A 26,240-nucleotide genomic window follows, 5' to 3' on the forward strand; every position below is an offset into this window, starting at 1 on the left:
AGTGAGTTTCAATAGTTGAACATTTAGATCTTAAATGTTTTTAGTTTGATCATAAGCCCCCCTCAAGGCTATTTAACTCTCTATGACTTTTTTGATTATCCTTATATGATTAATAACGTCATGTGATTTAAATTATTGTGACAAGGAAAAGTTAAAATCCCTAAATATCAAACAACTTTTCACTCATTTTGTCGAAATAGTCAAAAAGCTTATCTTAGCCTGAGTTACCTTAAAAAAATCAACATGAAAATCACAACCTATTTAATTATTTTTAGCCTAATAGCATTCTCTTGTACAAAACCTTCTTATAAAAAGAATGAAATCATTAATACAGAAAAGGAGGATAGCGTGGAAACCTCAATTTTTAAGGCTCCTGCCAATCAAAAACTTAGCCCTGATCAACAAATTGCCTCGGCAGTATTAGCCGCTCCCATTGAGGGAAGGAATGAGGCCATGGTATATGGCTACAGTGATACAGGTGATTTTATGATACTTAGAGAAGGTTTCAATGATTTTATTTGTATCGCCGATGATCCTCAAAAAGAAGGCTTTCAAGTGGTGTGTTATCATAAAAGTCTGGAGCCTATGATGGCGCGGGGACGTGAACTGGCAGCAGAAGCAAAGACCCGTGAAGAAAAAGAGGCGATACGTGCAGAAGAAGCCGCTTCTGGTAAAATGCCACTTCCGGAATCACCGGCCACTTTACATATTTACTACGGTGATAATGCTTATTTTAATGAAGAGACCGGCACTATTGAAAATGCCAAATACAGATATGTGGTTTATATACCATATGCTACACAGGAAACCACCGGGCTTCCGCTGGCTCCCAATAAATCGAGCCATCCATGGTTAATGTTTCCCGGAAGGTATAATGCACATATCATGATCACCCCGGAATATTAACATTATTTTGAAACTGTTTAATATTGTTCTGACCAAGCTCTAAATCATATTTAACAGAAAAATATTTAGCGGTATTATTTAGACGTCTGTATTTTTTTTGCGACGGCTTCTACTTGTGCCATTACTCTTAAAAGGTTTAAACCCCATAGTTTGGCGATGTCTTCTTGCGAATAGCCTCGCCTTACCAATTCGTAAGTAACATTAAACGTTTCCGAGGCATCGTTCCAGCCTTCAATGCCTCCGCCACCGTCAAAATCTGAGCTGATCCCAACGTGATCTATACCCATTTTATTGACCATATAATCAATGTGATTCACAAAATCCCTTACATTGACCATCGGGTATTTGGCATTGATCTCTTCTTTTCGTGTTGAAGCAATTTTTAAAATTTTGGAAGCGTTGTCATAAGCCTCTTCCAAGGCGACTCCAGATAAATTTTTCACCTCATCCCAGGTCAGATATGCTACACCCAGTTCATTTGCAATTTCCTGGTACAAAACCTGACTCGCGTCGTTGTTCGCATTGAATTTATCAAGATCAATATAGCTGTCAAGAGCTACGGTTTGAACCACTCCACCATTGTTTTTGATCATTTGTAATAATTCATCATCGAGGTTCCTGCTTACGTCACACAATGCTCTTGCCGATGAATGAGAAGCGATTACAGGTGCTTTGGACATTTGAATCATCTGTATGTTGGCATCTTTAGAAGGATGGGAAATATCGATCATGATGCCCAAACGATTCATTTCTTCCACGGCCTGTTCACCGAGTTCACTTAATCCGTTATGCAGCCATACACCATCATCTTCTCCGGTGTTGGAGTCGCTAAACTGACTGTGGCCATTGTGAGCAAGAGACATGTATCTGGCACCCTTATTATAAAACTTCTCTATATTGCTTAAATCTGTCCCTGCTGAGTAGGCATTTTCAACTCCTATCATGGCAACTTTCTTTCCTGAAGCGTGTATCCTTTTCACATCAGTGGCACTGAGTGCCAGTTCTATCTGTTCAGGGGCGTATTTTTTAACGAGCCTGTGTATGGCGTCAAATTTATCCATGGCATTTTTGTACGCTTTTTTATAGCCTTCCTTATCAAGATTTCCCTGACCTGTATAAACGATCAGCCAAGACACGTCGAGTCCGCCCTTTTCCATTTTAGGCAAATTAACCTGGGTGTCCAAATTTTGCGTGTAGTTGATTTCGTCAGTAAAATTATTTATGTCGATATCATTATGAGTATCGATGGTGATAACCGATTCATGAATTTTCACAGCCCTTTGTCTCATCCTGTTTTCACTCTCCGGTGGCCTTGTTTGAGCGATCATAAAAGTTGAAAAGAGGATACAGGAGAGTGTAAAATAGTTTAGTTTCATTTGAGCTGAGTTTGATTTTATATTTGATAAAGGATGGCCTAAAAGTACAATAATTATCGACTTAAAAATCGTATTTGTAACAAAGTGGAAAAAGAAAAATAGGCTAATGAACAGCTGGCGTTGGAGTTTTTAAATAAACAATATTCAGTACCAGCTGTTTCTTTTGATAATTCTGCAATTTTTCATCCTATAATTTTAAATATTCACAATATCATTTAAAAAAAGCAGATGGCTCATATTTTTATCACAATCATTAGACCGGAGAAATGTATTTGAACATTGTAAAAAGATTAAAAAAACTATCGGTAGAAATGATCTAAAGCAATAAATTTGCACTGCCTTTGGTAATACTGAAAAAATTTAGATTTAAAAGAATTATGAGTAAAACGTTATTTGACAAAGTTTGGGATACCCACGTGGTACGTAAAATTGAAGATGGTCCGGATGTGTTCTTTATCGACCGTCATTTTATTCATGAAGTAACGAGCCCGGTGGCTTTCCTGGGTCTTGAAAGCAGGGGAGTAGGGGTTATGTCTCCTGAGCGTACCTTCGCTACTGCAGATCACAATACACCTACTATGGATCAGCATCTTCCTGTAAAAGATCCCCTGTCGGCGAATCAATTGGAAACTCTGGAACGGAATGCCAAAAAGTACGGTATCCTCCATTGGGGCCTTGGTGATCACAATAACGGTATCGTCCACGTTGTAGGACCAGAGCATGGAATTACCCTGCCTGGCTCGACCATAGTTTGTGGTGATTCACATACTTCAACCCATGGTGCTTTTGGTGCGATAGCTTTTGGGATAGGAACTTCTGAAGTGGAAATGGTACTGTCTACACAATGTATAATGCAGCCAAAACCAAAAAAGATGCGTATCAACATCAACGGGACACTCGGAAAGGCAGTAAGTCCTAAGGATGTAGCGCTTTTTATAATTTCAAAATTATCAACTTCAGGCGCTACCGGATATTTTGTAGAATACTCGGGAGATGTATTTGAGCAGATGACCATGGAAGGAAGAATGACCGTTTGCAACCTGAGTATTGAAATGGGTGCAAGAGGAGGAATGATCGCACCTGATGAAACAACATATGATTATATCAAAGGCAGGCAATTTAGTCCTAAGGATGAAGCTTGGGATAAAGCCATGACCTATTGGAAAACGCTCAAAACTGATAAGGATGCTGTTTTTGACAAAGAGTTTTCTTTTGATGCTGCAGAAATTGAGCCGATGATTACATACGGGACAAACCCCGGAATGGGTATTGGAATATCACAGGATATTCCTTTGGCAAATCAAGTTGAAGGAGGAAAGGCTACCTATGATAAATCATTAAATTACATGGGCTTTAACGAAGGTGAAGCCATGAAGAGCAAGCAGATTGATTACGTATTTCTGGGAAGTTGCACAAACGGAAGGATAGAAGACTTCAGGGCCTTTGCATCGATCGTAAAGGGCAGGAAAAAAGCGGAGCACGTCACAGCCTGGTTAGTGCCCGGTTCTCACATTGTAGAAGATCAGATCAAAAAAGAAGGGATTTTAGACATTCTGGAAGAAGCAGGTTTTGAACTGCGTCAACCCGGTTGTTCAGCTTGTTTAGCGATGAATGACGACAAGGTACCTGCGGGAAAATATGCGGTGAGTACTTCGAATAGAAATTTTGAAGGAAGGCAAGGCCCCGGATCAAGGACTTTGCTCGCCAGTCCGCTGATGGCAGCTGCTGCAGCCGTAACAGGTAAAGTCACTGATCCAAGAGAATTATTATAAAAAGATTTATTTCATCAAAAAGGAATATAAAAATGGCATACGATAAATTTACGGTACTACAGAGTACTGCATATCCCTTACCCATAGAAAATGTTGATACTGACCAGATCATTCCGGCAAGATTTCTTAAGGCAACAGAGAGAAAAGGATTCGGAGATAATTTGTTCAGAGACTGGAGGTACAATGCGGATGGTTCACCAAAAGCTGATTTTGTGCTGAATCAATCAAAATACGGTGGTAAGATCTTAGTGGGTGGAAGGAATTTTGGATCAGGTTCATCCAGGGAGCATGCGGCCTGGGCCGTTTATGACTTTGGATTCAGGTGCGTGATTTCAAGTTTCTTTGCTGATATTTTTAAAAATAACTGTTTGAATGTAGGAGTGTTGCCTGTTCAGGTTAGTGAAACGTTTTTGTCTGAGATATTTGCAGCAATAGAAAAAGATCCCAAGACAGAAATTATGGTTGATCTTAAAAAGCAGGAAGTTAGTTTGGTAAGCACTGGTTCAAAAGAATCGTTTGATATCAATACATATAAAAAAGAAAATATGCTCAACGGCTTTGATGATATCGATTATCTCCAGAATATGAAGGATGAAATCGTTGAATTTGCCGACAAGAGACCATTTTAATTTCAAAGGTCATGTCAAAGAGACGGAATATTGAAATAATGGATACTACACTTAGGGATGGTGAACAGACAAGTGGCGTATCTTTTTCAGCTACCGAAAAGCTGACTATTGCCAAGTTGCTGTTGGAAGAACTGCATGTTGACAGAATTGAAATTGCTTCGACCAGAGTTTCTGAAGGGGAGTATAATGCTGTAAAAAGCATTACTTCATGGGCCAAGGAAGCGGGATTTATCGATAAGATAGAGGTGTTGTCGTTTGTGGATAAAGGCTTGTCGATAGAATGGATGATAAAAACAGGAGCCAAAGTCCAGAATTTACTTACAAAAGGTTCCCTGAATCATTTGACGCACCAGTTGAAAAAAACGCCCGAACAACATTTTAAAGCAATTTCCGAGAATATCAGTCTTGCCCTTGAAAACGGGATCGAAACCAATGTTTATCTTGAAGACTGGAGCAATGGAATGAGGAATTCACCTGACTATGTGTTTGAGTTTATTGATTTTTTAGCCGGACAGCCTATAAAAAGATTGCTTTTGCCAGATACCCTTGGTGTGCTTACGCCAACAGAATCATATGACTTTGTGTATAGCATAAAACAGCGTTATCCCAAAATACATGTAGATTTTCACGCACATAATGATTACGACCTTGGGGTAGCCAATGTGCTGGAAGCCGTCAGGGCAGGAGCCGATGGTTTACACCTGACTGTAAATGGTATGGGTGAACGAGCCGGTAATGCACCATTGGCAAGTGTGGTGGCCGTTATTAATGATTTTGTGCCTGAGGTAAAAATTGGGGTCAAGGAGAAATCCTTGTACAAAGTGAGTAAGCTGGTCGAAACATTTTCAGGATTCAGAATCCCGGAAAACAAACCTGTTCTTGGCGATAATGTATTTACGCAAACTGCTGGAATACATGCAGATGGAGATAATAAAAAGAACCTTTACTTTAATGATTTACTCCCCGAAAGATTCGGTCGAAAAAGACAATATGCCTTGGGTAAAACATCCGGAAAGGCGAATATCCAAAAGAATTTACAGCAGCTTGGTCTATACCTGAGTGACGAGGATATTGCCAAGGTAACCAAGCGTATTATTGAACTTGGAGATAAGAAAGAGGTAGTGACCAAGGAGGACCTGCCTTATATTATTTCGGATGTTTTAGACAGTAATACGGTGGAGCAAAAGGTTATCGTTGAATCATATGTACTTACGCATTCCAAAGGCCTCAGGCCTTCAACCACTGTATCACTTCGGATTGATGGAGAATTAATAGAAGAAAACGCACAGGGCGATGGTCAGTTTGACGCCTTTATGAGTACACTTAAAAAAATATACACAGAAAAAGGCATGGAACTTCCTAAACTTACCGATTATGCGGTTAGGATTCCACCCGGTTCGAACTCAGATGCCCTTTGTGAAACGGTTATCACCTGGAAGCTGGGTGATAAAAGTTTTAAAACCAGAGGGTTGGACTCCGATCAAACGGTATCAGCTATTGTAGCTACTCAAAAAATGTTGAATATAATTTAGATTAAAATACTTCTTATGGAATTAAAAATTGCGCTTTTAGCCGGTGACGGAATTGGTCCTGAGGTGATCGAACAAGCTGTCAAGGTATCGGATGCCGTAGCTAAGAAATTCAACCATAAAATAACATGGGTTCCTGCACTTACAGGTGCTGCTGCCATTGATGCAGTAGGAGACCCTTACCCGGATGAAACGCATGATATATGCGCATCTTCTGATGCCGTTCTGTTTGGAGCAATTGGACATCCCAGATTTGACAATGATCCTTCTGCCAAGGTCAGGCCTGAACAAGGTTTATTGAAAATGAGAAAGAAATTGGGCCTGTTTGCCAATGTACGTCCAACTTTTACCTTTCCTTCACTTATTGATAAATCCCCACTGAAGCGAGAGCGAATTGAAGGAACGGATTTAGTGTTTTTAAGGGAATTGACAGGGGGTATCTATTTTGGCAAGAAAGGAAGAGAGCAAAATGGCGATGTTGCCTATGACCATTGTGTGTACTCAAAGGATGAGGTCAGGCGCTTGGCAAAAAAAGGTTTTGAAATGGCCATGACCCGCGGAAAAAAATTGTGCTGTGTCGACAAGGCCAACGTTCTCGAAACATCAAGACTATGGAGAGAAACAGTTCAGGCTATGGAAAAGGATTATCCCGAGGTTGAAGTTTCCTATGAATTTGTTGATGCAGTGGCGATGAGACTGGTTCAATGGCCAAATTCATACGATGTATTGATTACTGAAAACCTATTTGGTGATATTTTAACTGATGAAGCTTCGGTGATTTCAGGTTCTATGGGCCTTATGCCTTCAGCTTCAGTTGGCTCAAAAGTATCTCTTTTTGAACCCATACACGGTTCTTATCCCCAAGCTGCCGGAAAAAACATAGCCAATCCGTTGGCCACCGTATTATCTGCCGCTATGATGTTTGAGACCGGTTTTGGCCTCAATGACGAAGGTGCCGCTATTAGAGAAGTGGTCAACAAGTCTTTGTCTGAAGGAATCGTGACTGAAGATCTCGCAGACGGTGAAAAATCCTATGGAACTTCTGAGGTAGGTGATTGGTTAGCCCAAAATATTTAGAAAAAAAAACTGATCCGAGTGATCAAAACCCGTTTCATTTTACACCACCTTATGAAAAAAGGTGGTTTTTTTATGCCTGCGGTCCAAGTTCTAAAAATTTAGTTATCAACCTTATACCTGTTTTAGATGACAACTTATTAAAATTAATCAAAAGAATTGCTTTAGAACCTAGTTAATTGAGTATTTTTGCAAGGTTTATTTTTAATGATATGGTGCTGACAAAAATTGATAAGGAAGAAAAGATAATTGGTAAAAAACTTTACGATTACCAACACGGCGCCATTGACAAAATTTTCGAACGGATCAATGACAATCCGAATGAATATAATTTGTTGTATCAATTGCCTACAGGTGGTGGTAAAACAGTCATCTTTTCCGAAATAGCACGTCGTTATATCAAGAAAAACCATCACAAGGTTCTTATACTTACGCACCGTATTGAACTAAGTAAGCAGACTTCTAATATGCTCACTGAATTTGGTGTCCAAAACAAGGTTATTGACAGTAGTGTGAAAGAAGTGACCAACGAAGCAAAATATTCTTGTTTTGTGGCAATGGTAGAAACCCTCAATAACAGGATTAAAGAAGAAAAGGCTGATCTGGAAGATATTGGTCTTGTTATTGTGGATGAAGCTCATTACAACTCTTTCAGAAAATTGTTCAAGCATTTTGAAAAGTGTTTTATCCTCGGAGTAACGGCAACACCCCTGAGTTCTAACGTAAACCTTCCCATGAACGAGATCTACAAAGATCTTATTGTTGGTGAAAAAATCACGTCGCTTATTGAAAAGGGATTTTTGGCACAAGCGACTACTTACAGTTATAATGTCAATCTGAGTACGCTGAAAATTGGTGCCAATGGAGATTATACCGTAAAATCATCAGAAGAATTGTATACCAAAAATGAAATGCAATCAAAACTGATCAGTGCCTACGAACAAACAAGCAAAGGAAAGAAGACCCTTATATTTAACAACGGAATCCATACTTCAAGACATGTTTATGAAATCTTTAAGAGAGCCGGGTACAAAGTCAATTATATAGACAATACGAATACCAAAGAAGAAAGAAAGAGTGTCCTGAAATGGTTCAAGAATACCCCTGATGCCATTTTGACCTCTGTTGGGATTCTTACCACAGGTTTTGATGAACCTACAATAGAGTCAATTATTATTAATAGAGCTACTAAATCACTTGCTTTATATTTTCAGATGATAGGCAGGGGATCCAGAGTTATACCTGGCAAAAAGGAATTTTCGGTTTTGGATCTGGGAAACAATATGTCAAGGTTTGGGTTGTGGACAGACGATGTGGACTGGCAACTTATTTTTAAGAACCCATCGTACTTTTTGGAGAATTTGATCACTGATGATGAAATTGAACGCAATTTCAAATATGAAATGCCTGAAAATGTGAAAGCTATGTTTTCCAAATCAACTGACTTTCATTTTGATGTTCAATCCGAATATGAGTTAGCTATGGGGTCAGGATCAAAATCAAAGCTGGTTCTTGAAAAATCAATAGAGCAGCACGCAAAGATCTGCGTTGAAAACAGTGAAGATGCCTTTGATGCCCATATCCTTTCAAGAGAGCTGAATGACGAGATAGAATACCGAATCAAACAATATTCCTTTTGTATCCTTAAAAGCTCAAAAAATTATTTAAAATGGCTCGAAGAAGACTATAAAAGACAACTTCGGGTCAAGATAAGTTTGTTCTTCAGGTAATTTAACAAAGTAGAACAACACTTAAGTGACTTTAGTCAATTCTTAGAAAATTATAATTCCTTAGATTTATATTTTTAAAAGATGGGTTATATTCGTAATTTCGAAGGTAATGCTAAGAAAGTCGACTTCATTTATATTGTCAGTTTTTGTGCTCACCCAGAGTTTCAGTATTCATGCTTCGGATATGTTCAAACTCGGAAGTCTTTTGGACCATATAGAGTTTCACCAAGCTACCGATGGGGATGATATTTTTTTGTTTTTGTCAAAGCATTATGGCAATAAGATGCAACAGAACAAAGGTGAAACAGGTAATGACACCGAACATCAGAAATTACCATTCAATCAAAGGTTAGCATGCGACTCAGGGCATCTTTTTGTATTTCAACTTGAACAGCCGGTATTTCTTTTTACAGAAATACCAAATGCAGAAAAAAGAGATTTTTATTACTATAATTTTTATTCTTTCATGGAAAACTCAGATATTTTCCAACCTCCCCAACAGACATAATTGATTGATCATTTATGATCTGCCCTTTATTTCAAAAAGGCAGCATGAAGCCATTTGGTATGCTTTTTAAACCAATTCATTTCTTTATGTATTCAATAATAGACGCTTGTGAATTTAAAAAAGTACCCGTTTCTGTCGGGTTAACCGATAACGACATGATCATGCTCCTTCATGATGAGGATTTTGATGATGTTGCCATGTATCTTGCGGGTGCAAATCAATTGATGGAGGTTTATTAAAGGGCAGAGGCAAAATGCTCCATGTTATATGCAAGTTAAGTTTTAAAGGTATCCGGGCTTCTTCAAGCTCAGAATTTGGGCGTATTGAATATTTTTTTACATTTATCAAGTAATACATATACATATGAACAGTTTTTCCCCCAACCAAATGAAGGCCATAGAGGCCGCGATTATCGAGTTCCAGGACAATGGTTTCAGAGGCACCAGTATGAGCTCCATTGCCAAGGCAGCCGGTATCAGCAAAAAAGAGTTAAAAACCTATTTTGAAAACAAAGACGAAATCTTTAAGTATGTTTTTCTCGAACTATATGGACGAATTTCGCCTCAACTGCAGGATATTATGGATGGCGACATGACCGTGATAGAAAAAATCAGGCATTTCATCCATAACTATGTGTCTTTTATCAATGATTATAAATTCCTTCCTTTAGGTTTGATTCGTAAATCAAAATCAAAGACCGATTTTGCAAAGGAATTCATAGTGAATTTGAGAATGCCTGATCCAACAATTTTTTATTATCAGATTGAGAATGAAATTGAAAAAGGGCGCATTAGAAAGATTAACCCTAAGCAGTTAATGATCAATATTTTTGCATTGAGCGTGTTTCCTCATGTAGCCTCTCCATTAATGAAAGACTTTATTAATGCAGGAAATGATGAATTTGAATTGATTAAAATAAAAGGAGCTACCCAAGTGGCCAATTTTATTATTGACGCCATTCAAATTCCTCAAAATATAAGCTGATTAGTCCGAAGTTTTGAATTCACTGATCAATTCGAATACTTCCAGGTCAAAGTAGGGAACCGCTGCTATGATGTAATCAAATATATCTGCCATGATGTATTCATAATTTTCCCATCTTTTATCTTTGCTAAAAGCATAGATTTCAAGTGGGATCCCTTGAGGTGTTGGTGCAAGTTGCCTTGTCATGATCATCATATTTTTATTGATGGCTGAATGATGTTCAATATACGTTTCTATAAATTTTCTAAAAACCCCTATATTGGTCAGGTTCCTGCCATTGATCAAAAGGTCTTTATTCACATTATTTTGTTCATTGTATTTGTCAATATCAGCAGCTCTTTTGTCTATATAATCTGAAATTAATTCTATTTTTTTAAGAGCTTCTACCTTTTCTTTGTTTAAATATTTTATACTGCTTTGTTTAATGATTACAGCCCTTTTAATCCTGCGACCTCCCGAATCTTCCATGCCTCTCCAGTTTTTAAAAGAATCGGATATTAAGGCATAGGTAGGAATCGTGGTGATGGTCTTGTCAAAATTCTGAACTTTTACAGTGGCAAGATTGATTTCAATAACATTTCCATCTGCACCAAATTTTTCAAAAGTGATCCAATCTCCATTTTGCACCATATCATTTATTGAAACCTGCAGGCTCGCTACAAAACCCATGATGGTATCTCTGAATATCAATAATATAACCGCTGAAGCTGCACCAAGTGTCGTGATGAATTTAAAGAATGGGATACCTGTGACAATTGCGAAAGCCGAAAGTAATCCGATTGACCAAACAACAATCAGAACCACCTGTACATAACTGTTGATAGGTTTGTCTTTTAGTTCATCTTTTGTGTTTAGATAGTCCCTTACAGCTTTTATAAAACTCCTGATGATCCAAATGGTTATGAGTATACTCAGCACCAGGAGCCCTTTGACAATTATATTCTCCAAATAGTCAAAATCAGCCAAGGCAATCGGCGTGAATTCAAGAGCAATAAGCAAAGGAATTATATGGGCCACATTTCTCGGTACTTTATTTATAACCAAAAAATCGTCAAAGCGGGTTTTTGTCTTTTCAGAAAACCTTGTAAAGAGATTGAGCAAAAATTTTCTGATCAGCAAATCAGCAATAACGATAACGATCAGCATAACAAGAAGCAGCGCGGCCATATTTAGGTATTTGGCCCCGGCTTCAGATACGCCCAGTTGTAAAAAATATCGATAGAAGAAATGTGAAATGTCGGTCATATGATTTTATCAAAAATTGAGGTGCAAAAATACGACGAAACACTTGAATAAAGAAATAGTTTGTTATATTAGGTGTATGAAGCGTTCGGTCAAAATAAGAAAGTATTCGGGTGAACTTGTAGACTTTGATGAAAGCAAGCTTATTTTGTCTTTGAAGAATGCAAAAGCCGACGATGCCTTGGCCAGTAAAATCGTTCAGAAAGTGAAAAGCGAACTGTATTCGGGAATGACCACCAAGGAGATTTACAGCAAAGCTTTTAAAATATTAAAAAGCCAAAGAAGGCCCAGTGCTGCCAGGTACAGGCTAAAAAAAGCTCTTATGGATTTAGGGCCGTCCGGGTTTCCTTTTGAAAAATACATCGGACATATATTTGGCCAAAACGGGTATGCAACACAGGTTGGTATTGTTATTCAGGGTAACTGTATAGCCCATGAAGTTGATATTCTGGCTTCTAAAAAGGATAAGTGTTATATTGTTGAGTGTAAATACCATAATGCACAAGGGAAGCCCAATGATATAAAAATCCCTTTATATATTCACTCCCGGTTTAACGATATTCGCAGGAAACTTGAACAGGATGAGCCAGATAAAAAAACAAATTATCAGGGGTGGATTTTTACCAATACAAGATTTACCCTTGATGCCATCACCTATGCAAAATGCAGTGGTTTAAACCTTGTAAGTTGGGATTATCCCGAAAATCAGAGTTTAAAATACAGAATAAATAAATCAAAATTGTTTCCAATAACGGCGCTAACGTCAATTACCAAAAGAGAGAAAGAGGCCTTTTTAGAACAGGGGATTGTTTTGTGTAAAGATATTTATGAGACCCCTGATTTATTGGATAAACATGGTTTCTCAAAAATGCGCTCCAAAAAGATATTGGACGATATTGCAGACTTGTGTGAGAATGATGCCGAAGTTCATTAATTTAGTATGTTTTCATCAGCATAATGAAATATGCAGGAGCGATGCATTCTATAAGAAACAAACTCCATATGAAATGAATGACAAATCCATAAACTGAAAAAGTTTTTAATGTCCATAATGCCTGTGTTCTGACCATCTGATTCTTTTTGCATTTTTAAACTTTGAAAATTGAACATACCTTCTTTCTTCTGTTGCCAATGTGTTGATATCTGATTTCATAATCCTGTAATTTGATGGTTTCTACTATAAAGACGTTGGCAATGCTTTATCTGTTACGATATAATTACCATATTAACTGTATTTTAACGAAAAACGCAAACAAATTCTAAATAAAATAATTATAAGTTAAATCTATTCAAATAGAATTGAAAATATTTATACCATTATTTAATCGTTTCATGTTTAAATATTTGATATTTTCAATGTATTGGTATATAAATGGTTACAGGATAAAATTTTATGCCTTTTTCAACGTTCTTTTTTACATCAAGGGGCAGATAGTAATGTGAAGTCACAGTAAAATATTAAGCGTCTGCCTCAATGGGAAACTATAATTTAAAACAATGATGATGATTCTGATCGTAAAATTATTCGGTGCCGTTTTTGGTTTTTTTGGTGTAATATTCGGAGCTTTTGGGGCGCATCGGCTAAAACGTATATTACCACCGGAGGTCTTGCATAGTTTTGAAACCGGAGTCAAATACCAGTTAATTCATGCCGTAGTCTTGCTTTTTTTGGGATTTCATTTTGATTTCATTGATTTTACAGAAAGAATGATTGCTTCTTGTATGATTATTGGAGTGCTTTTATTTTCTTTTAGTATTTATGGTCTGTGTTATGCTAAGGCCAAAAGGTTAAATCTAAAATTTCTCGGTCCCATCACTCCCGTAGGCGGCTTATTATTGATGAGTGGCTGGGGATTACTTATTTACTATATTATTGTTGGTTAGGTTTTTTAGTTCTATCCATTTTGAAAGGTACTTTGTGCTTTTCATCGTATGATGAGAAAGCATATTTCCAATAAAGTTTGATGCCCTGTGAGCCTGGAGTTTATTTGACAATTCTTCCAATTTAAATGCAAGGCGCCTTTCAAAGCTGTCTTTATCAAAATTTTGACTGATTAGATCGAAGCCCTTTTTTTGGGCATTATCCCATAGCAGTTTATCCTGATAAAGCAGGACCGCCTTTGAGGCATAAGCCCCGGGTTGATCTTCAATAAAACCATTCCATTCTTCAGATGCAGACATGCCTTCTGAACCTATTGACGTCGTGACGCTGGGCGTGCCATAAATCATGGCGTCAAGAAGCTTTCCTTTTTGACCGGCTCCAAATCTAAGAGGAGCCAGGCAGATTCTGTAATTGACAAAAGCCTCCCTTTTATGCTCTATCCATCCTTTGATCAAAAATCCGGTATTCTTATTGTTTAATTGCGTAATGGCCTCACTGGCATAGGCACCGTAAATGTGCAGTTCTGCCTGGGGCAATTCATTTCTGATCAGGGGCCAGATTTCACTTTGTAAATAAAAAACGGCATCGAGGTTCGGTTTATGCTTGAAATTTCCTATACACATAAAATTCAAGCGTTGATCATAACCGGGAATGGGATGCATATTAACATCTTTTTCAATGCCTTTTAAAAAGGGAAGGTATAAAAGCAATGATTCAGGAATGTTGAATACATTTTGCAATAAGTCCACTTCAAATTTTGAAATAATCAGGGAAAGATCGGATCGAAATATACTCGCTATTTCCCTTTTGGCTGTATCATTTTGGATGAATTTCATCCAATCATCGCTTCCCTGCTTTATCGCCATTTCTCTAGATTTTCTGAGAAAATGAAGGTCTTCTGTGTCTAATATCCTGATGGCACCGGGACAGGTTTGCTGTACCCTCCAGCCGTATTGTTCTTCAGTTAAAAACCGATCAAAAATTACCATTCCCGGATTCAGTTTCTTGAGATCAGCATCAAAACTGCTACTGTTGAGTTCAATGTCAATACACGACACAGGCAATTCAGAAAAGTCATATGACAAATCACTTCTTGAAGCTGCTGATGCAAAGCTAAGTTCATAGCCTTGTTTTAATAAAAAATCAATAAGCTCAATCATTCTGGACCCCGCAGCAGTTGCCAGGGGTTCGGGCCATATAAGACCAATGATCAATACTTTGTTGTTCATTTTTTATGTTTCTTAGATAGTTTAAAGATAAGCCAGTCTTGTGGCCTGACAAACTTATTTGAAAAGATTTACCAGGTCCTGTTATCACTTTAACTGAGTATCAGTGTACGCTTTGATTGAGTCAAAAAAACATGTACACACCATTGTGTTATTCAGAATATCAAAATAGCGAAAACATCAATTCTAGTTTTTGAGCACAGCATTGACAACCGAAAGGTTTATAAAGTATTTGCCCAATTCGTTTCTTCGTCTAATTTAATATCTTTACAAGAGATAAATCTAAAGATATGCCGCTCAACGAAGAGATACTTTCATTTTTAAAAGAACTCAGGAAGAACAACAATCGAGATTGGTTTAACACCCATAAACCAAGGTTCCAGGCAATACAGTCAGAGGCTAAAGGATTTTACGAGGAAATCAAACAAGGCATGATGCAGTTTGATGAAATAGAAAATTTCAAAATGTTCAGAATTTACAGGGATGTTAGGTTCTCTAAAGATAAAACTCCGTATAAGCCTCATTTTGCAGGGTCATTCAGCCGTACCGGAAAAAGGTTAAGAGGCGGGTATTACTTGAGAATCAGGCCAGGGGAATCTTTTTTGGCAGGAGGGTTCTGGGCACCAAATAAAGAGGACCTGTTCAGGATAAGAAAAGAGTTTGAGATAAGCGACGTGGAAATCAGAGAAATACTGGAAGCACCTGATTTTAAAAAATATTTTGGCGGACAATTGGAAGGTGATGAATTAAAGACCGCGCCAAAGGGGTTTCAAAAAGATGATCCTGCCATTGACCTGATTAGAAAAAAAGGATTCATTGCAGTTAGGAAATTTTCTGACAGTGAAGTTTTATCTCCTGATTTCTTAAAGGAGGTCCTCAAATCCTTTAAAGCGCTACGACCCTTTTTTGATTATATGAGTGAAGTGCTTACCACCGATCTGAACGGGGTTTCCACGATTGATTAAACCGCTTCTTTCTCCGAAAGAATCTGATAAACAAGTATGGGGGTCAATGGTTTACCCAAGGCCAATTTTCGTAATTTATCAAATGGAAACAGAAAATCACATCCATTTTTATAATGACTGCAGCCATAGGCGGTTTTGCCTTTTAGAAGCACTCCAGTTTTACATTTTGGACACTTTTTCTGAGGCTTGTCTTGTTTTATTTTAACTGTATTGGCACCTCTCAGCATCAGGCCAAATTCTTGATCAAAACACAATTTTCCATTTACTTTTTGCCCCTCTTTTAAAAAGCCCTTCAAATGAACTGTCTCTGATTTTTTGAGTAACCTGAGGTATTGGTTTTCAGATATTTTTTTGCCCATATACCTGAATGGCAGTAAAAACTTACAGCCATTTGTAAAATTGCTGCAACCATATGCCTTTGCTCCCTTAACAAGGGTTCCTTCGGCGCATTTTGGACAGATATGGCCAATGAGCGGGGAATCCGAATTTTTAGGATTTGATGTCTGTTCAGAAGGGCTGTCATGGCTGAGTGAAATAGATCGTGACCTCGTATCTGATCTTACTTCATAGACCAATTGATCAACCATTGCTTTCATCTGTTTGATAAAAGCGCCGGCAGGATATTCACCTCTTTCTATTTCTTTTAATTTCTTTTCCCAGTTTCCCGTGAGTTCAGCCGATTTCAGCAGTTGATTCTCAATCGTTTTGATGAGTTCAATCCCCGTAGTGGTCGGAAGAATTTGCTTTTTGTTCCTAAGGATATAGTTTCTCCTAAAAAGGGTCTCAATAATGCTTGCCCTGGTTGAGGGTCTTCCTATTCCGTTTTCTTTCATCAAATCGCGCAATTCATCATTATCAATATCTTTGCCTGCAGTCTCCATCGATCGTAATAAACTGGCCTCGGTAAATTGATTTGGAGGTTTGGTTTCCTTTTCGAGAAATGAAGGAGTATGATCTCCTTTTTCACCTTTTGCGAATTCGGGAAGCAAAGAATCTTTTGAATCAGTTTCCTGGTCTGTCAGTTGAAACACCGTTCTCCAACCCTGATTCAAAATCTGTTTACCACTGGTTTTAAAGGAATATGTATCTACCTCTCCTGTTACGTGCGTATGAGCTACCTCACAATCAGGATAGAAAGAGGCTATAAACCGTCGTGTGATGATGTCATAGACTCTTTGCTGTTCTGAAGAAAGATGCATTTCTGTACCCGTGGGGATCATGGCATGATGATCAGTAACTTTTTTATCATTAAAAACCTTTGAAGATTTTTTGATTTTTTTGCCTAAGACCGGTTCACATAGCTCCTTGTATTTGGTCAATTGATTCAGTATCCCGGTAATCTTTGGATAAATGTCATTTGACAAAAATGTTGTATCGACCCTGGGATATGTGATCATTTTCTGTTCATATAACTTTTGAGCAATGTTCAGGGTCTGTTCAGCTGTAAAGCCAAACTTTGTATTGCAGTAGACTTGTAAGCCGGTAAGGTCAAAAAGCTTTGGAGCATATTCCTTCCCCTTTTTTTTATCGATAGAAACTACTTCAAAAGGCCGGTTTTTCACTTTTTCGGCCACAGTTGTTCCATCTTCCTTTTTGAGAAATCTACCTTCTTCATATCTGAATACAGTGTCTCTATAGGTTGTTTGTAACTCCCAATAGGGTTGAGGCCTAAAGTTTAAAATAGCCAGATAACGTTCGACAACCATAGCAAGGGTTGGAGTTTGAACCCTTCCGACCGACAGCACCTGTCTTTCTTTTCCATATTTTAAGGTATAAAGCCTTGTCGCATTCATTCCGAGTAACCAATCGCCAATGGCCCTTGAAAAGCCCGCATGGAACAACTGATCATAATCGGCAGCGGGTTTCAGCTTTTCAAATCCTTGCTTGATGGCCTCTTCAGTAAGGGATGAAATCCAAAGGCGCTGAGATTTACCTCTGTACCCTGCTTCCATCATCACCCAGCGTTGTATCAATTCTCCCTCCTGACCTGCATCCCCGCAATTGATTACCACTTCTGCTTTGTCGAACAGGCTTTTGATGACCTTGAATTGTTTTTGGATTCCGGCATCCTTATTCAATTTTATGCTGAATTTCTCAGGAAGCATAGGAAGGTTATTCAGATCCCACCTCTTCCAGTAAGGCTTATAATCATTGGGCTCGAATAAAGTACATAAATGGCCAAAAGTGTAGGTAACTGCATAGCCGTTTCCTTCAAAATATCCATCACGTTTAGTGTTGGCTTTCAACACTTTCGCTATTTCTCTTGCTACACTTGGTTTTTCAGCAATGCAAACTTTCATTTGAATCATTTAACAGGCCTGCAAATTATAAAAATGAAAGGGAATATCATCAATGAAAACACATATTTAAAGTCATAGAAAAAGCTTATTCAATTTGAATAAGCGTTTGGGACATGTCACTGTTTTACTAATCAACTTAATATACCCTGAGCTTGTGTCTTTCTTGAATACCATACCAAAAAAGCACCAACAACAATGACCATGACGGTCATAATTAAGCCCATTGGACCATAAACTTCAATCGCATTGCTCATTAAAAGGTTATAGGTCATTTGTGCCAGTATGCTCACAAACGAAATAATAAACACCGGGATGGCAAGTTTTTTTCTAAGCAAAAGCAATATACAACCAAGGGATCCTCCAAACACGGCCAATGCAAATGCCGCGGTAACCCAGGCAGGAATGTTTTCATAAAGAACCTGCTCTTCGGGAGGCAGGGCAAAAAGTTCTTCCGCTGTCATATAAGCGATTGTTAAATACTCATAGACACCCATCAGATTCCAAATGAGCGCCACAATACCGATAATCCAGAAAGATGTTGTGGGTTTATTTTTTGATTCAGTCATGATGATTATAGTTTGGTTTATACTATTAAATATAGATAATAAATTTAAAATGAGTAGAATAGAGCTCAGAAAAACCAATTAATTGTAAAAAAAAAACCTACTCAATCATAGAATAGGTTTTACTAAGGCGGTATGTTATTTTTATAATCCATAATGTCTGTGCTCTGACCATTTAACTCTTTTTGTATACTTGCAATTACCAAAATACAAATGCTCCCTGGCCTGTGTGGTTGATATGTTATAATTTGTTGTCATGGTATTTTGTTTGTAGTATTAGACTTTGATTTTGTGATTAATGACCGAAATTTCTATACTCTGACCATTTAATTCTTTTTGTGTTTCTGAAATTAGAAAAAGTAACATATTTTCTTGATTCGGATTCTGTCGGTGTGCTTAAAAAAGTTTTCATAATTGTTGTTTTTAATTGGTTTATACTATATAGACGCCTCAGATGTATTATTTGTTACAGTACTATGTTATGCCGAGTACTATATTAACAATAATTTAACATTGAAGACCCCCTTTTATAGGATTGGAAGAGGAGTTCTGCTTTGCTGTTGTTAAAAAATATGAAATGGGGCAACAACAAAGATCATGGGCATTTTCAGCTTGAATCGACCTGGGCAGATGTAGTGATTATTGGGTAAAATTATAAATTAATATATACGATCGACCATCGGGCCCAGCTTGTTGCCTCCCAATAAATGCATGTGAATATGGAAAACCGATTGTCCTGCATCTTCGTTTACATTTATCGATAATCTGTAACCCGATTCAGCAATGCCGTTATTCTTTGCAAGCTTAGCTGCGAGCAAAATCATTTTTCCTAGTAGGAGGGTGTCTGTTTCGTCTGCGTCATTGATCGTGTGAATTTCTTTTTTGGGAACAATCAATAAATGAACCTTTGCTTGTTCCTTCAATGGAACAAAGGCAATAATTTCCTGGTCTTCATAAACAATCGTTGCCGGAAGTTCTCTGTTGATAATTTTGATAAAGGGTGACCCTTCTTTAATTTTTCTTGCTTTTTCCTTTTGATAGGATGATGATTGGCCCATGACCAGCAAAGGAGACAAAAGGAGCAGAAAACAAAATCGTTTGAGTAATTTCATCGTATTGATATTTGGTTAACTTTGAATCAAGACTAAGGTAAACTTTAAATGAATCATTATGAAAATCGCAAGAATATTTTTTATCAGCCTTATGTTGATGCACTATTCGACATGTATGTATGCGCAAAATAAACAGGCAAGTGAAGACAGCCATGCAGTTCAACTTGTGATTGATAAGCTTTTTGATGGGATGAGGGAAGGCGACAGTGCCAAAGTGGCTTCAGTTTTTGGTGAAGAAGTGAAGATGTATACTTCCTTTATCGATAAGGACGGCACGAAGAAAATCAGAAAAGGAACCCTGAAACCATTTTTAAAGGCTATCGGAACACCTCATGATGAAATATGGGATGAAAAGATATGGGATACCAAAATCACTATTGAAGGCGGAATTGCCCAGGTTTGGACGGATTATGCTTTTTATGTTGGTACAGAGTTTAGCCATTGTGGTGTGGATGCCTTTCATCTGATAAAAAACCCTGAGAACCAATGGAAAATAGTCCACCTCATGGATACCAGAAGAAAAGAGGATTGCCAGGTTAAAAGCATTGGCCAATAGTTGCGAGTCGATACTGTAAAACAAATTCAATATTTTTTGAAGATACAAGGCCAATTCCTTAGCTCATAATTTCGATCGAATTCAGACAAATAATAAAAAAGATTTCATCAATGCGCATTTTGGAAGAAGTTTCAGCCTTTAGAAGAGTCTATTTCTGCGCGGATTCCCTTATTTTTTGACGCATATTGTTTTGTCCTTTGGTTAAATTAATGTTAAATGTGGCTCCTAAGGTTAACAATATCAAAAGATCCCAGTCTATATTTATGAATCATCACATTGGGAGTTTTTTGTTAATATGGTAAGAACCCGTGGCCTTTCTGGTCCATGGGTTCTTCGGTTTTTGGCTTGCCGGACCTGTTTCATAGATAAATTCTATCAGGTCATAAGTATTTCCGATGATTTTGGTAGGATAATTGCATATTCTATAAGTATATTTAAATTGCAGAGTTGGCGGAATGTTTTTAAACCGTTTTAATGTTGACAAATGCCTAATAAAAATAAATAAATATAAACTTAACCCCCAAATTATGGAAATTATCACACAAGCCCTGGAATTTGAAAACCGGAAGTTGTCGTTAAAATCCACAAACGACAGAATTTTAGCATCAAGAGAAGTCAAGTCATTAATATTAAGTCTCAATGAGATTTATAAAGTCAATAAGGACCAAAGTATAATGGATCTTATGAAGAGGCTTACAGCGATAAAGAGAAAAGTGGAATCGCGATTAAGGACCCGCGTCACTATTTGATAGAGTGGTATATATTGTGAAGGAGATCCCAAAAAATTTATACGACATTCAGTTAAAAACCCTTCAAGGTGATGTATTTGATTGGAACAGTTGCAAAGGCAAAAAAGTTCTTATTGTAAATACTGCCTCTGAATGTGGTTTTACGAAACAATACAAAGAACTTCAGGAACTTTATGAATTATATAAGGATAAGCTGGAAATCATTGGGGTACCTTGTAATCAATTTGGGAAGCAAGAACCTGGTGATGCTAAAGAGATTCAGGAATTTTGTGAATTGAATTTTGGAGTTACCTTTCCTCTAACGGAAAAACTCAGAGTTAAAGGGGATGACAAGCATCCGCTGTATGCCTGGCTAACTTCTAAAAAGCATAACGGGGTGAAGAGTTCGTCCGTAAAATGGAATTTTCAGAAGTATTTACTTGATGAGAATGGAAATTTAATTGATTTTTTCTATTCGATTACAAAACCGATGAGTAAGAAGATCGTGAATAAACTTAGCTGATTTGTATAGTTAATACCTGTTGATCATAAAACCAATAAATTTCTATCATTGATATGAATTTCGAGAAGCAAGGTCAGATTTACCAGTTATCGGCTACGATACAAGTACCCATTGATATCGATGAAGCTTGGGAGTTTTTGTCAGATCCATCGAATCTAAAGGTGATTACGCCTGATTATATGGGATTTCATATTTTATCAGCAACTGAGCCGGTTATGTACTCCGGACAGATTATAAGTTATACGGTTTCTCCTTTGTTGGGCGTGAAACTGAATTGGGTTACAGAAATTACCCATGTTGATGACAAAAAATATTTTGTGGATGAACAAAGAATAGGTCCGTATGCAATGTGGCATCATAAACACTTTTTAAAAGAAATTGAAAACGGGACTGAAATAAGGGATGTGGTGCACTACAAACTACCTCTACCACTGATTGCAAACCGTTTTCATTCCATTTTGGTTAAACCGAAGTTGAAAGAGATTTTTAAATACAGAAGCAAGGCATTGGTTTCTATGTTCGGCAAATACCATAAATCATGAGCAAATTTATTTTATTATTGATCCTTATTCAAACATCCATGCAAGAAAAGATGACCATTTTTGATTTTTCACAGGAAACAAGTTCTAGCGGATGGTATGTTGTAAATGATGGTGTGATGGGAGGTCTGTCGAAAGGCCAATTCAGTAGAGAGAATGATATGGCTGTTTTTAAAGGAGATGTGTCAACCGATAATAACGGAGGTTTCACCATGATTCAAAATCAATTTGAAACAATTAAAACAAATAAATTCAAAGCTTTTACGATCAGGCTCAAAGGCGATGGTAAAGACTATCAGTTCAGGGTTAGATCAGATAAGAATCAACAGCATTCTTACGTTTATCAGTTTTCGACTACAGGTGAGTGGCAGGAAATATCTGTTCCATTTTCAAGCCTTGCCCCGCGCTTTAGAGGCAGGTCACTAGAAATGCCAAATTTTGATGGGGCCAAAATAGAAGAAATAGCTTTTTTGATTGGCAATAAAAAAAAGGAATCTTTTAAACTACTCCTTGACCGTGTTTCAGTAGAATAACAATTCAACTATATAGTTCTTGTTTTCTGGAACACCCTGATTTTCAACTTTCACATACCGAAATTTCTGTATATTTATGAGATGATTCATATCGACCTTAAAGATCAAAATATTCTCGTAACAGGAGCATCCGATGGCATTGGAAGGGAAATCGCACTTTATCTTATGCAAATGGGAGCAAAGGTAGCAGTGCACTATTCTCGCAACAAAAATGCCGCCCAGGCTTTGATTGACCAGTTCCCTGATTCCGGTTCACGTATGTATCAGTCGGATTTTTCCAAACCCTTGGAAATTGAAGGATTTTGGAACGAAGTATTAAATGATTTTGAGCGCATTGATTCCATTGTGCTCAATGCAGGTGTTTTTTTAAAGCAACCATCTGAAGCTTCTCTAAAAGATTGGTATACGATTTGGCAGGAAACGATGCATGTCAATTTGGATGCACCGGCCTTACTTACTAAGATGGGGATAGACCATTTTAGGAAACAACAGGGAGGAAGGTTCATTTATATGGCAAGCAGAGCTGTTTTTAGAGGTGAAACTGAAGAATACATGGGCTATGCTGCCTCAAAAGGTGGATTGGTATCTCTGGCAAGAAGTGTTGCCCGGTCATTCGGAAAATTGAATATCAAATCATTTATCATAGCCCCCGGATTTGTTAAAACAAAAATGGCTGAACAATTTATCGCTGATTATGGAGAGCAAGCAGTCTTAAACGAATTAGCCTTAAACAAAATGACTGTTCCCAAAGATATTAGTCCCTTAGTGGCTTTGATGTGCAGTGGAGGCATGGACCATACCACAGGTGCTACGATAGATCTCAATGCCGGGAGTCATATTCGATAAATTCCCGGTTTTTACAATTATTTTTAATGGTGAATGCAATAATCTTCCTGAAGAAAAATCAAAATATTATCAGATTATTGATCTAAATCAGTACTTTTAAACGTGTTATAATTGCTTTGAAAATGAAACTCTCCAGATATGTCTCGGTTCTTTCTTGGTCCAAAAAGGTATTGAATTAGCTCAGATCAAGGTCTTGGGTGTACAAATTAATTTTATGCTAACAGAGTACTTAGTTGTAATCCTTTGGAATTACAAAGGATTTTATTCCAATTGGGGTCAAATATTTGTATTTACGATAAATTCGGTAAATTGGTCGGCCAATTGGTTGGGGCGAGCTAAGGTTGGTATGGATTGTTTAATGGAAAACCTTTGCCTTGGTCAGATTATTGGTATAGCGTACAACTTGAAGACGGTAGGATTCACACAGGTCATTTTAGTTTAATCAGAAGATAGGAATTAAGTTTATGAAAAAAATAATGATTGTAATTTTGATCATTTTTGCCGGTCATGAAACGTTGGCTCAGGAGACCTTCCCTATCTATTCTGATTATTTATCAGATAATGTATATTTAGTGCATCCTGCGGCTGCAGGCATAGGAAATTGCGGAAAGATAAGGTTGACATACCGCCAACAATGGGTTGGGGTTGAGGATGCACCTTCTTTGCAAACCTTAAATTTTCATACGCGTCTTACAGATAAAATGGCGGTTGGTGCCATTCTGTTCAATGATGAAAATGGATACCATTCTCAGCAGGGCTTTTTAACAACATATGCCTATCATATAAATTTCGGCAGGGAAGATGCCATGAATCAGCTTTCATTTGGGCTGTCGTTTATGTATAGTCAAAATTCGATCAATCAGACTGATTTTATAATACCGGATCCAGGTATCTCCCAGGGTGTTGAATCTACAGGCTACTACAACGCTGATTTTGGACTCGGATATCACTATATGGACTCCTTTGCTTATTTTACAGTTAAAAACCTTTTGTTAACCCCAAGAGATCTCGTGAATAACAGATTTGAATCAGATAATCTAAGACGATATTTATTGACCCTTGGATATTATCTGGGCAGAGGGAAAAGTTTACAGTTTGAACCTTCAGTGATGTTGCAGTTTATTGAATACACCGGCGAAACCTTTGCTGACCTGAATTTAAAAGCCTACAAAAACATTGGAGAGAAAAGTCAGATCTGGGCAGCATTGTCTTATCGACAAAATTTTGATTCGAACCTTGAGAGTTTTAAAATGATAACACCCATTATCGGGATCAATCACAAACGGTTTATGTTCTCTTATACCTATTCAAGCCAAATAGGTGACATAGTCTTAGAAAATGGAGGAAGCCATCAGGTCACATTGGGTTATAATGTTTTTTGTAAAAAACCAAGGGCTACGGCTTGCCCGAATCTGAATTCTACATATTAATTCTATAGGTTTTAATGATAAAAGTCATGTCTTCTTTTTTATGAAGGGGCTACATTTATAGATGGTACCACATTTGGCTTCATTTTAAATTGGAGTGCCGCTAGTTTCGATTATCATTAATTATATATAACATGTCTTATTTCAATTATTTAAGATCAGCCCACAAATTGGCGCTGATCATCGTTTTCGGTGGATTATTAAATTTCGGTTTCACATTGTCAAATTCGGATGTAATTATTCAAACTCCTAAAACTGATCAGGTTGACGGGGAGGTTATCTGGCATGTTAAGGCCATACACCCCGAAGGCTACTTTTTAGATATAAAGGCCATGGACCAACAAGGGAATAAATATGATGTTAAAGCCATTCAGGACGCTGATCAGACAAAACTGTTGGATATTAAGGTTTTGATAAGGGGGGATAAAATTCCAGTAAAAATTCTTCAAAGTGATGGCCGTTTTATGCCGGTTAAAGCGATAACAAAAACCGGTGAAATTTTAGATATTAAAGCGTTTAATGCCAAAGGAGAAGAGCTGGATGTTAGAGGGATTGGTCATTCCGGAAATATCATCCATATCAAAGCGATAACCAAAAACAAGGAATTTTATGGTGTTAAGGCTATTTCTCCTGCGGGTCAGTTGAATGATGTAAAAGGGGTTAAAGTAACAAAAAATGCTGTTGAAGCCAGTGTAAACGGAGTTCTGATTCATGCACATGTAAAGGCGATAAGTCAGACAGGTTGTTCAGGAGACAGTTTTATATGGCACATCAAAGCCATTCATCCCGAAGGCCGGACACTTGATGTAAAAGCTGTTGATCAGCAAGGGAATATATATGACGTAAAGGCAATTCAAAATTCTAATCAAAGAAGTATACTTGATATTAAAGCATTTATAGGTGACGCCTTGCAGCTTCCTGTAAAGGTTGTACTGAATAAGGATTCAAAAAAAGAAATAAAGGCGATTGGGGAAGATGGTATGCTTTACGACATCATGGCCATTGATAAAAATGGAGATAAACTTGATGTTATCGCCAGCAACAGGTCGGGCAACTTGATCGATATTAAAGCCGTTCAGAAAAACGGAGATCTTTATGGGATCAAGGCATTTTCATCTGAAGGTGAACTGAATGATGTAAAAGGAGTCAAAATGTTTATAGAGGATGTTGAAATGGAAATTAATAAAATAAAAATCTATGCGCATATCAAAGCACTGCCCCAGTAATACAGTTTTTTTGGTTTCGTTAGACTGACATAAAAGGCCCTTTCATTTTTTGCGATTTGAAAGG

The 26,240-nt window shown here is 37.5% G+C and carries 27 protein-coding genes; 21 read left to right on the forward strand and 6 right to left on the reverse strand.

What is annotated here, in order from left to right; all coding sequences use genetic code 11:
* Window positions 1-243: 243 nt before the first annotated feature.
* On the forward strand, window positions 244-906 hold the full coding sequence (locus AABB81_RS02330) for a hypothetical protein (RefSeq protein ID WP_342158334.1): 663 nt from the start codon (window positions 244-246) through the stop codon (window positions 904-906).
* A 74-nt stretch (window positions 907-980) separates the two neighbouring features.
* Here the strand turns inward: AABB81_RS02330 and AABB81_RS02335 are convergent, their stop codons facing one another.
* On the reverse strand, window positions 981-2,282 hold the full coding sequence (locus AABB81_RS02335) for a dipeptidase (protein WP_342158335.1): 1,302 nt from the start codon (window positions 2,280-2,282) through the stop codon (window positions 981-983).
* A gap of 377 nt (window positions 2,283-2,659) precedes the next feature.
* Here AABB81_RS02335 and leuC point away from each other — a divergent pair, with 377 nt between their 5' ends.
* The 8 genes from leuC to AABB81_RS02375 all read left to right on the forward strand — a co-directional run bounded on the left by leuC (window position 2,660) and on the right by AABB81_RS02375 (window position 10,508).
* Window positions 2,660-4,054, forward strand: coding sequence for a 3-isopropylmalate dehydratase large subunit (leuC, locus tag AABB81_RS02340; RefSeq protein ID WP_342158336.1), 1,395 nt, complete (start codon window positions 2,660-2,662; stop codon window positions 4,052-4,054).
* Between the two features lie 32 nt (window positions 4,055-4,086).
* A complete protein-coding gene (gene leuD / locus AABB81_RS02345; RefSeq protein ID WP_342158337.1) occupies window positions 4,087-4,683 on the forward strand; it encodes a 3-isopropylmalate dehydratase small subunit in 597 nt (198 codons plus the stop codon).
* Window positions 4,684-4,694: 11 nt separating this feature from the next.
* Entirely contained in the window at window positions 4,695-6,215 is a 1,521-nt protein-coding gene (locus AABB81_RS02350; RefSeq protein ID WP_342158339.1) for an alpha-isopropylmalate synthase regulatory domain-containing protein, read from the forward strand.
* 15 nt (window positions 6,216-6,230) lie between these two features.
* On the forward strand, window positions 6,231-7,289 hold the full coding sequence (gene leuB, locus AABB81_RS02355; RefSeq protein ID WP_342158340.1) for a 3-isopropylmalate dehydrogenase: 1,059 nt from the start codon (window positions 6,231-6,233) through the stop codon (window positions 7,287-7,289).
* A gap of 209 nt (window positions 7,290-7,498) precedes the next feature.
* Complete coding sequence (locus AABB81_RS02360) at window positions 7,499-9,016, forward strand: DEAD/DEAH box helicase (protein ID WP_342159632.1); 1,518 nt, start codon at window positions 7,499-7,501, stop codon at window positions 9,014-9,016.
* 109 nt (window positions 9,017-9,125) lie between these two features.
* A complete protein-coding gene (locus AABB81_RS02365) occupies window positions 9,126-9,524 on the forward strand; it encodes a hypothetical protein (RefSeq protein ID WP_342158341.1) in 399 nt (132 codons plus the stop codon).
* A gap of 86 nt (window positions 9,525-9,610) precedes the next feature.
* On the forward strand, window positions 9,611-9,763 hold the full coding sequence (locus tag AABB81_RS02370) for a hypothetical protein (protein WP_342158342.1): 153 nt from the start codon (window positions 9,611-9,613) through the stop codon (window positions 9,761-9,763).
* 124 nt (window positions 9,764-9,887) lie between these two features.
* The gene (locus AABB81_RS02375; RefSeq protein ID WP_342158343.1) at window positions 9,888-10,508 is read left to right on the forward strand and encodes a TetR/AcrR family transcriptional regulator; all 621 of its coding nucleotides are present in this window, start codon (window positions 9,888-9,890) and stop codon (window positions 10,506-10,508) included.
* Here AABB81_RS02375 and AABB81_RS02380 read toward each other — a convergent pair whose 3' ends face one another.
* On the reverse strand, window positions 10,509-11,753 hold the full coding sequence (locus AABB81_RS02380; RefSeq protein ID WP_342158344.1) for a mechanosensitive ion channel family protein: 1,245 nt from the start codon (window positions 11,751-11,753) through the stop codon (window positions 10,509-10,511).
* Between the two features lie 76 nt (window positions 11,754-11,829).
* Here AABB81_RS02380 and AABB81_RS02385 point away from each other — a divergent pair, with 76 nt between their 5' ends.
* Window positions 11,830-12,684 (forward strand): ATP cone domain-containing protein, encoded by an 855-nt coding sequence (locus AABB81_RS02385; protein WP_342158345.1) that lies wholly within the window; start codon window positions 11,830-11,832, stop codon window positions 12,682-12,684.
* Window positions 12,685-13,247: 563 nt separating this feature from the next.
* The gene (locus AABB81_RS02390) at window positions 13,248-13,634 is read left to right on the forward strand and encodes a DUF423 domain-containing protein (protein ID WP_342158346.1); all 387 of its coding nucleotides are present in this window, start codon (window positions 13,248-13,250) and stop codon (window positions 13,632-13,634) included.
* On the opposite strand, the gene AABB81_RS02395 is transcribed toward AABB81_RS02390, so the two are convergent.
* Window positions 13,605-14,861: a glycosyltransferase gene (locus AABB81_RS02395; RefSeq protein WP_342158347.1), complete on the reverse strand. Its 1,257-nt coding sequence runs from the start codon at window positions 14,859-14,861 to the stop codon at window positions 13,605-13,607. The genes AABB81_RS02390 and AABB81_RS02395 overlap by 30 nt on opposite strands.
* Window positions 14,862-15,148: 287 nt before the next feature.
* Between AABB81_RS02395 and AABB81_RS02400 the strand changes: the two genes are divergently transcribed.
* Entirely contained in the window at window positions 15,149-15,823 is a 675-nt protein-coding gene (locus AABB81_RS02400; protein WP_342158348.1) for a DUF2461 domain-containing protein, read from the forward strand.
* Here AABB81_RS02400 and AABB81_RS02405 read toward each other — a convergent pair.
* The 3 genes from AABB81_RS02405 to AABB81_RS02415 all read right to left on the reverse strand — a co-directional run bounded on the left by AABB81_RS02405 (window position 15,820) and on the right by AABB81_RS02415 (window position 19,798).
* A complete protein-coding gene (locus tag AABB81_RS02405) occupies window positions 15,820-18,123 on the reverse strand; it encodes a type IA DNA topoisomerase (protein ID WP_342158349.1) in 2,304 nt (767 codons plus the stop codon). The genes AABB81_RS02400 and AABB81_RS02405 overlap by 4 nt on opposite strands.
* A gap of 131 nt (window positions 18,124-18,254) precedes the next feature.
* Entirely contained in the window at window positions 18,255-18,689 is a 435-nt protein-coding gene (locus tag AABB81_RS02410) for a hypothetical protein (protein ID WP_342158350.1), read from the reverse strand.
* A gap of 656 nt (window positions 18,690-19,345) precedes the next feature.
* Complete coding sequence (locus AABB81_RS02415) at window positions 19,346-19,798, reverse strand: histidine triad nucleotide-binding protein (RefSeq protein ID WP_342158351.1); 453 nt, start codon at window positions 19,796-19,798, stop codon at window positions 19,346-19,348.
* 58 nt (window positions 19,799-19,856) lie between these two features.
* Between AABB81_RS02415 and AABB81_RS02420 the strand changes: the two genes are divergently transcribed.
* The 9 genes from AABB81_RS02420 to AABB81_RS02455 all read left to right on the forward strand — a co-directional run bounded on the left by AABB81_RS02420 (window position 19,857) and on the right by AABB81_RS02455 (window position 26,176).
* Window positions 19,857-20,354: a nuclear transport factor 2 family protein gene (locus tag AABB81_RS02420; protein ID WP_342158352.1), complete on the forward strand. Its 498-nt coding sequence runs from the start codon at window positions 19,857-19,859 to the stop codon at window positions 20,352-20,354.
* Window positions 20,355-20,881: 527 nt separating this feature from the next.
* Window positions 20,882-21,103, forward strand: coding sequence for a hypothetical protein (locus AABB81_RS02425; protein ID WP_342158354.1), 222 nt, complete (start codon window positions 20,882-20,884; stop codon window positions 21,101-21,103).
* Between the two features lie 4 nt (window positions 21,104-21,107).
* Window positions 21,108-21,605, forward strand: a complete 498-nt coding sequence (locus AABB81_RS02430) for a glutathione peroxidase (protein WP_342158355.1) — start codon at window positions 21,108-21,110, stop codon at window positions 21,603-21,605.
* A 53-nt stretch (window positions 21,606-21,658) separates the two neighbouring features.
* Complete coding sequence (locus AABB81_RS02435) at window positions 21,659-22,147, forward strand: SRPBCC family protein (RefSeq protein ID WP_342158356.1); 489 nt, start codon at window positions 21,659-21,661, stop codon at window positions 22,145-22,147.
* Window positions 22,144-22,677 carry a CIA30 family protein gene (locus AABB81_RS02440; RefSeq protein WP_342158358.1) on the forward strand — a complete coding sequence of 178 codons (534 nt, stop codon included), beginning with the start codon at window positions 22,144-22,146 and terminating at the stop codon, window positions 22,675-22,677. Before AABB81_RS02435 ends, AABB81_RS02440 begins: the two co-directional genes overlap by 4 nt.
* Window positions 22,678-22,758: 81 nt before the next feature.
* Window positions 22,759-23,523, forward strand: coding sequence for an SDR family NAD(P)-dependent oxidoreductase (locus AABB81_RS02445; RefSeq protein WP_342158360.1), 765 nt, complete (start codon window positions 22,759-22,761; stop codon window positions 23,521-23,523).
* A 351-nt stretch (window positions 23,524-23,874) separates the two neighbouring features.
* Window positions 23,875-23,976: a T9SS type B sorting domain-containing protein gene (locus AABB81_RS16060; RefSeq protein WP_425287319.1), complete on the forward strand. Its 102-nt coding sequence runs from the start codon at window positions 23,875-23,877 to the stop codon at window positions 23,974-23,976.
* 11 nt (window positions 23,977-23,987) lie between these two features.
* Window positions 23,988-24,953, forward strand: a complete 966-nt coding sequence (locus AABB81_RS02450; protein ID WP_342158361.1) for a PorP/SprF family type IX secretion system membrane protein — start codon at window positions 23,988-23,990, stop codon at window positions 24,951-24,953.
* A 131-nt stretch (window positions 24,954-25,084) separates the two neighbouring features.
* Window positions 25,085-26,176 carry a DUF7486 family protein gene (locus AABB81_RS02455; RefSeq protein ID WP_342158362.1) on the forward strand — a complete coding sequence of 364 codons (1,092 nt, stop codon included), beginning with the start codon at window positions 25,085-25,087 and terminating at the stop codon, window positions 26,174-26,176.
* Window positions 26,177-26,240 lie beyond the last annotated feature (64 nt).

This window comes from Lutimonas vermicola, assembly GCF_038433205.1.
Classification (GTDB): Bacteria; Bacteroidota; Bacteroidia; order Flavobacteriales; family Flavobacteriaceae; genus Lutimonas; species Lutimonas vermicola.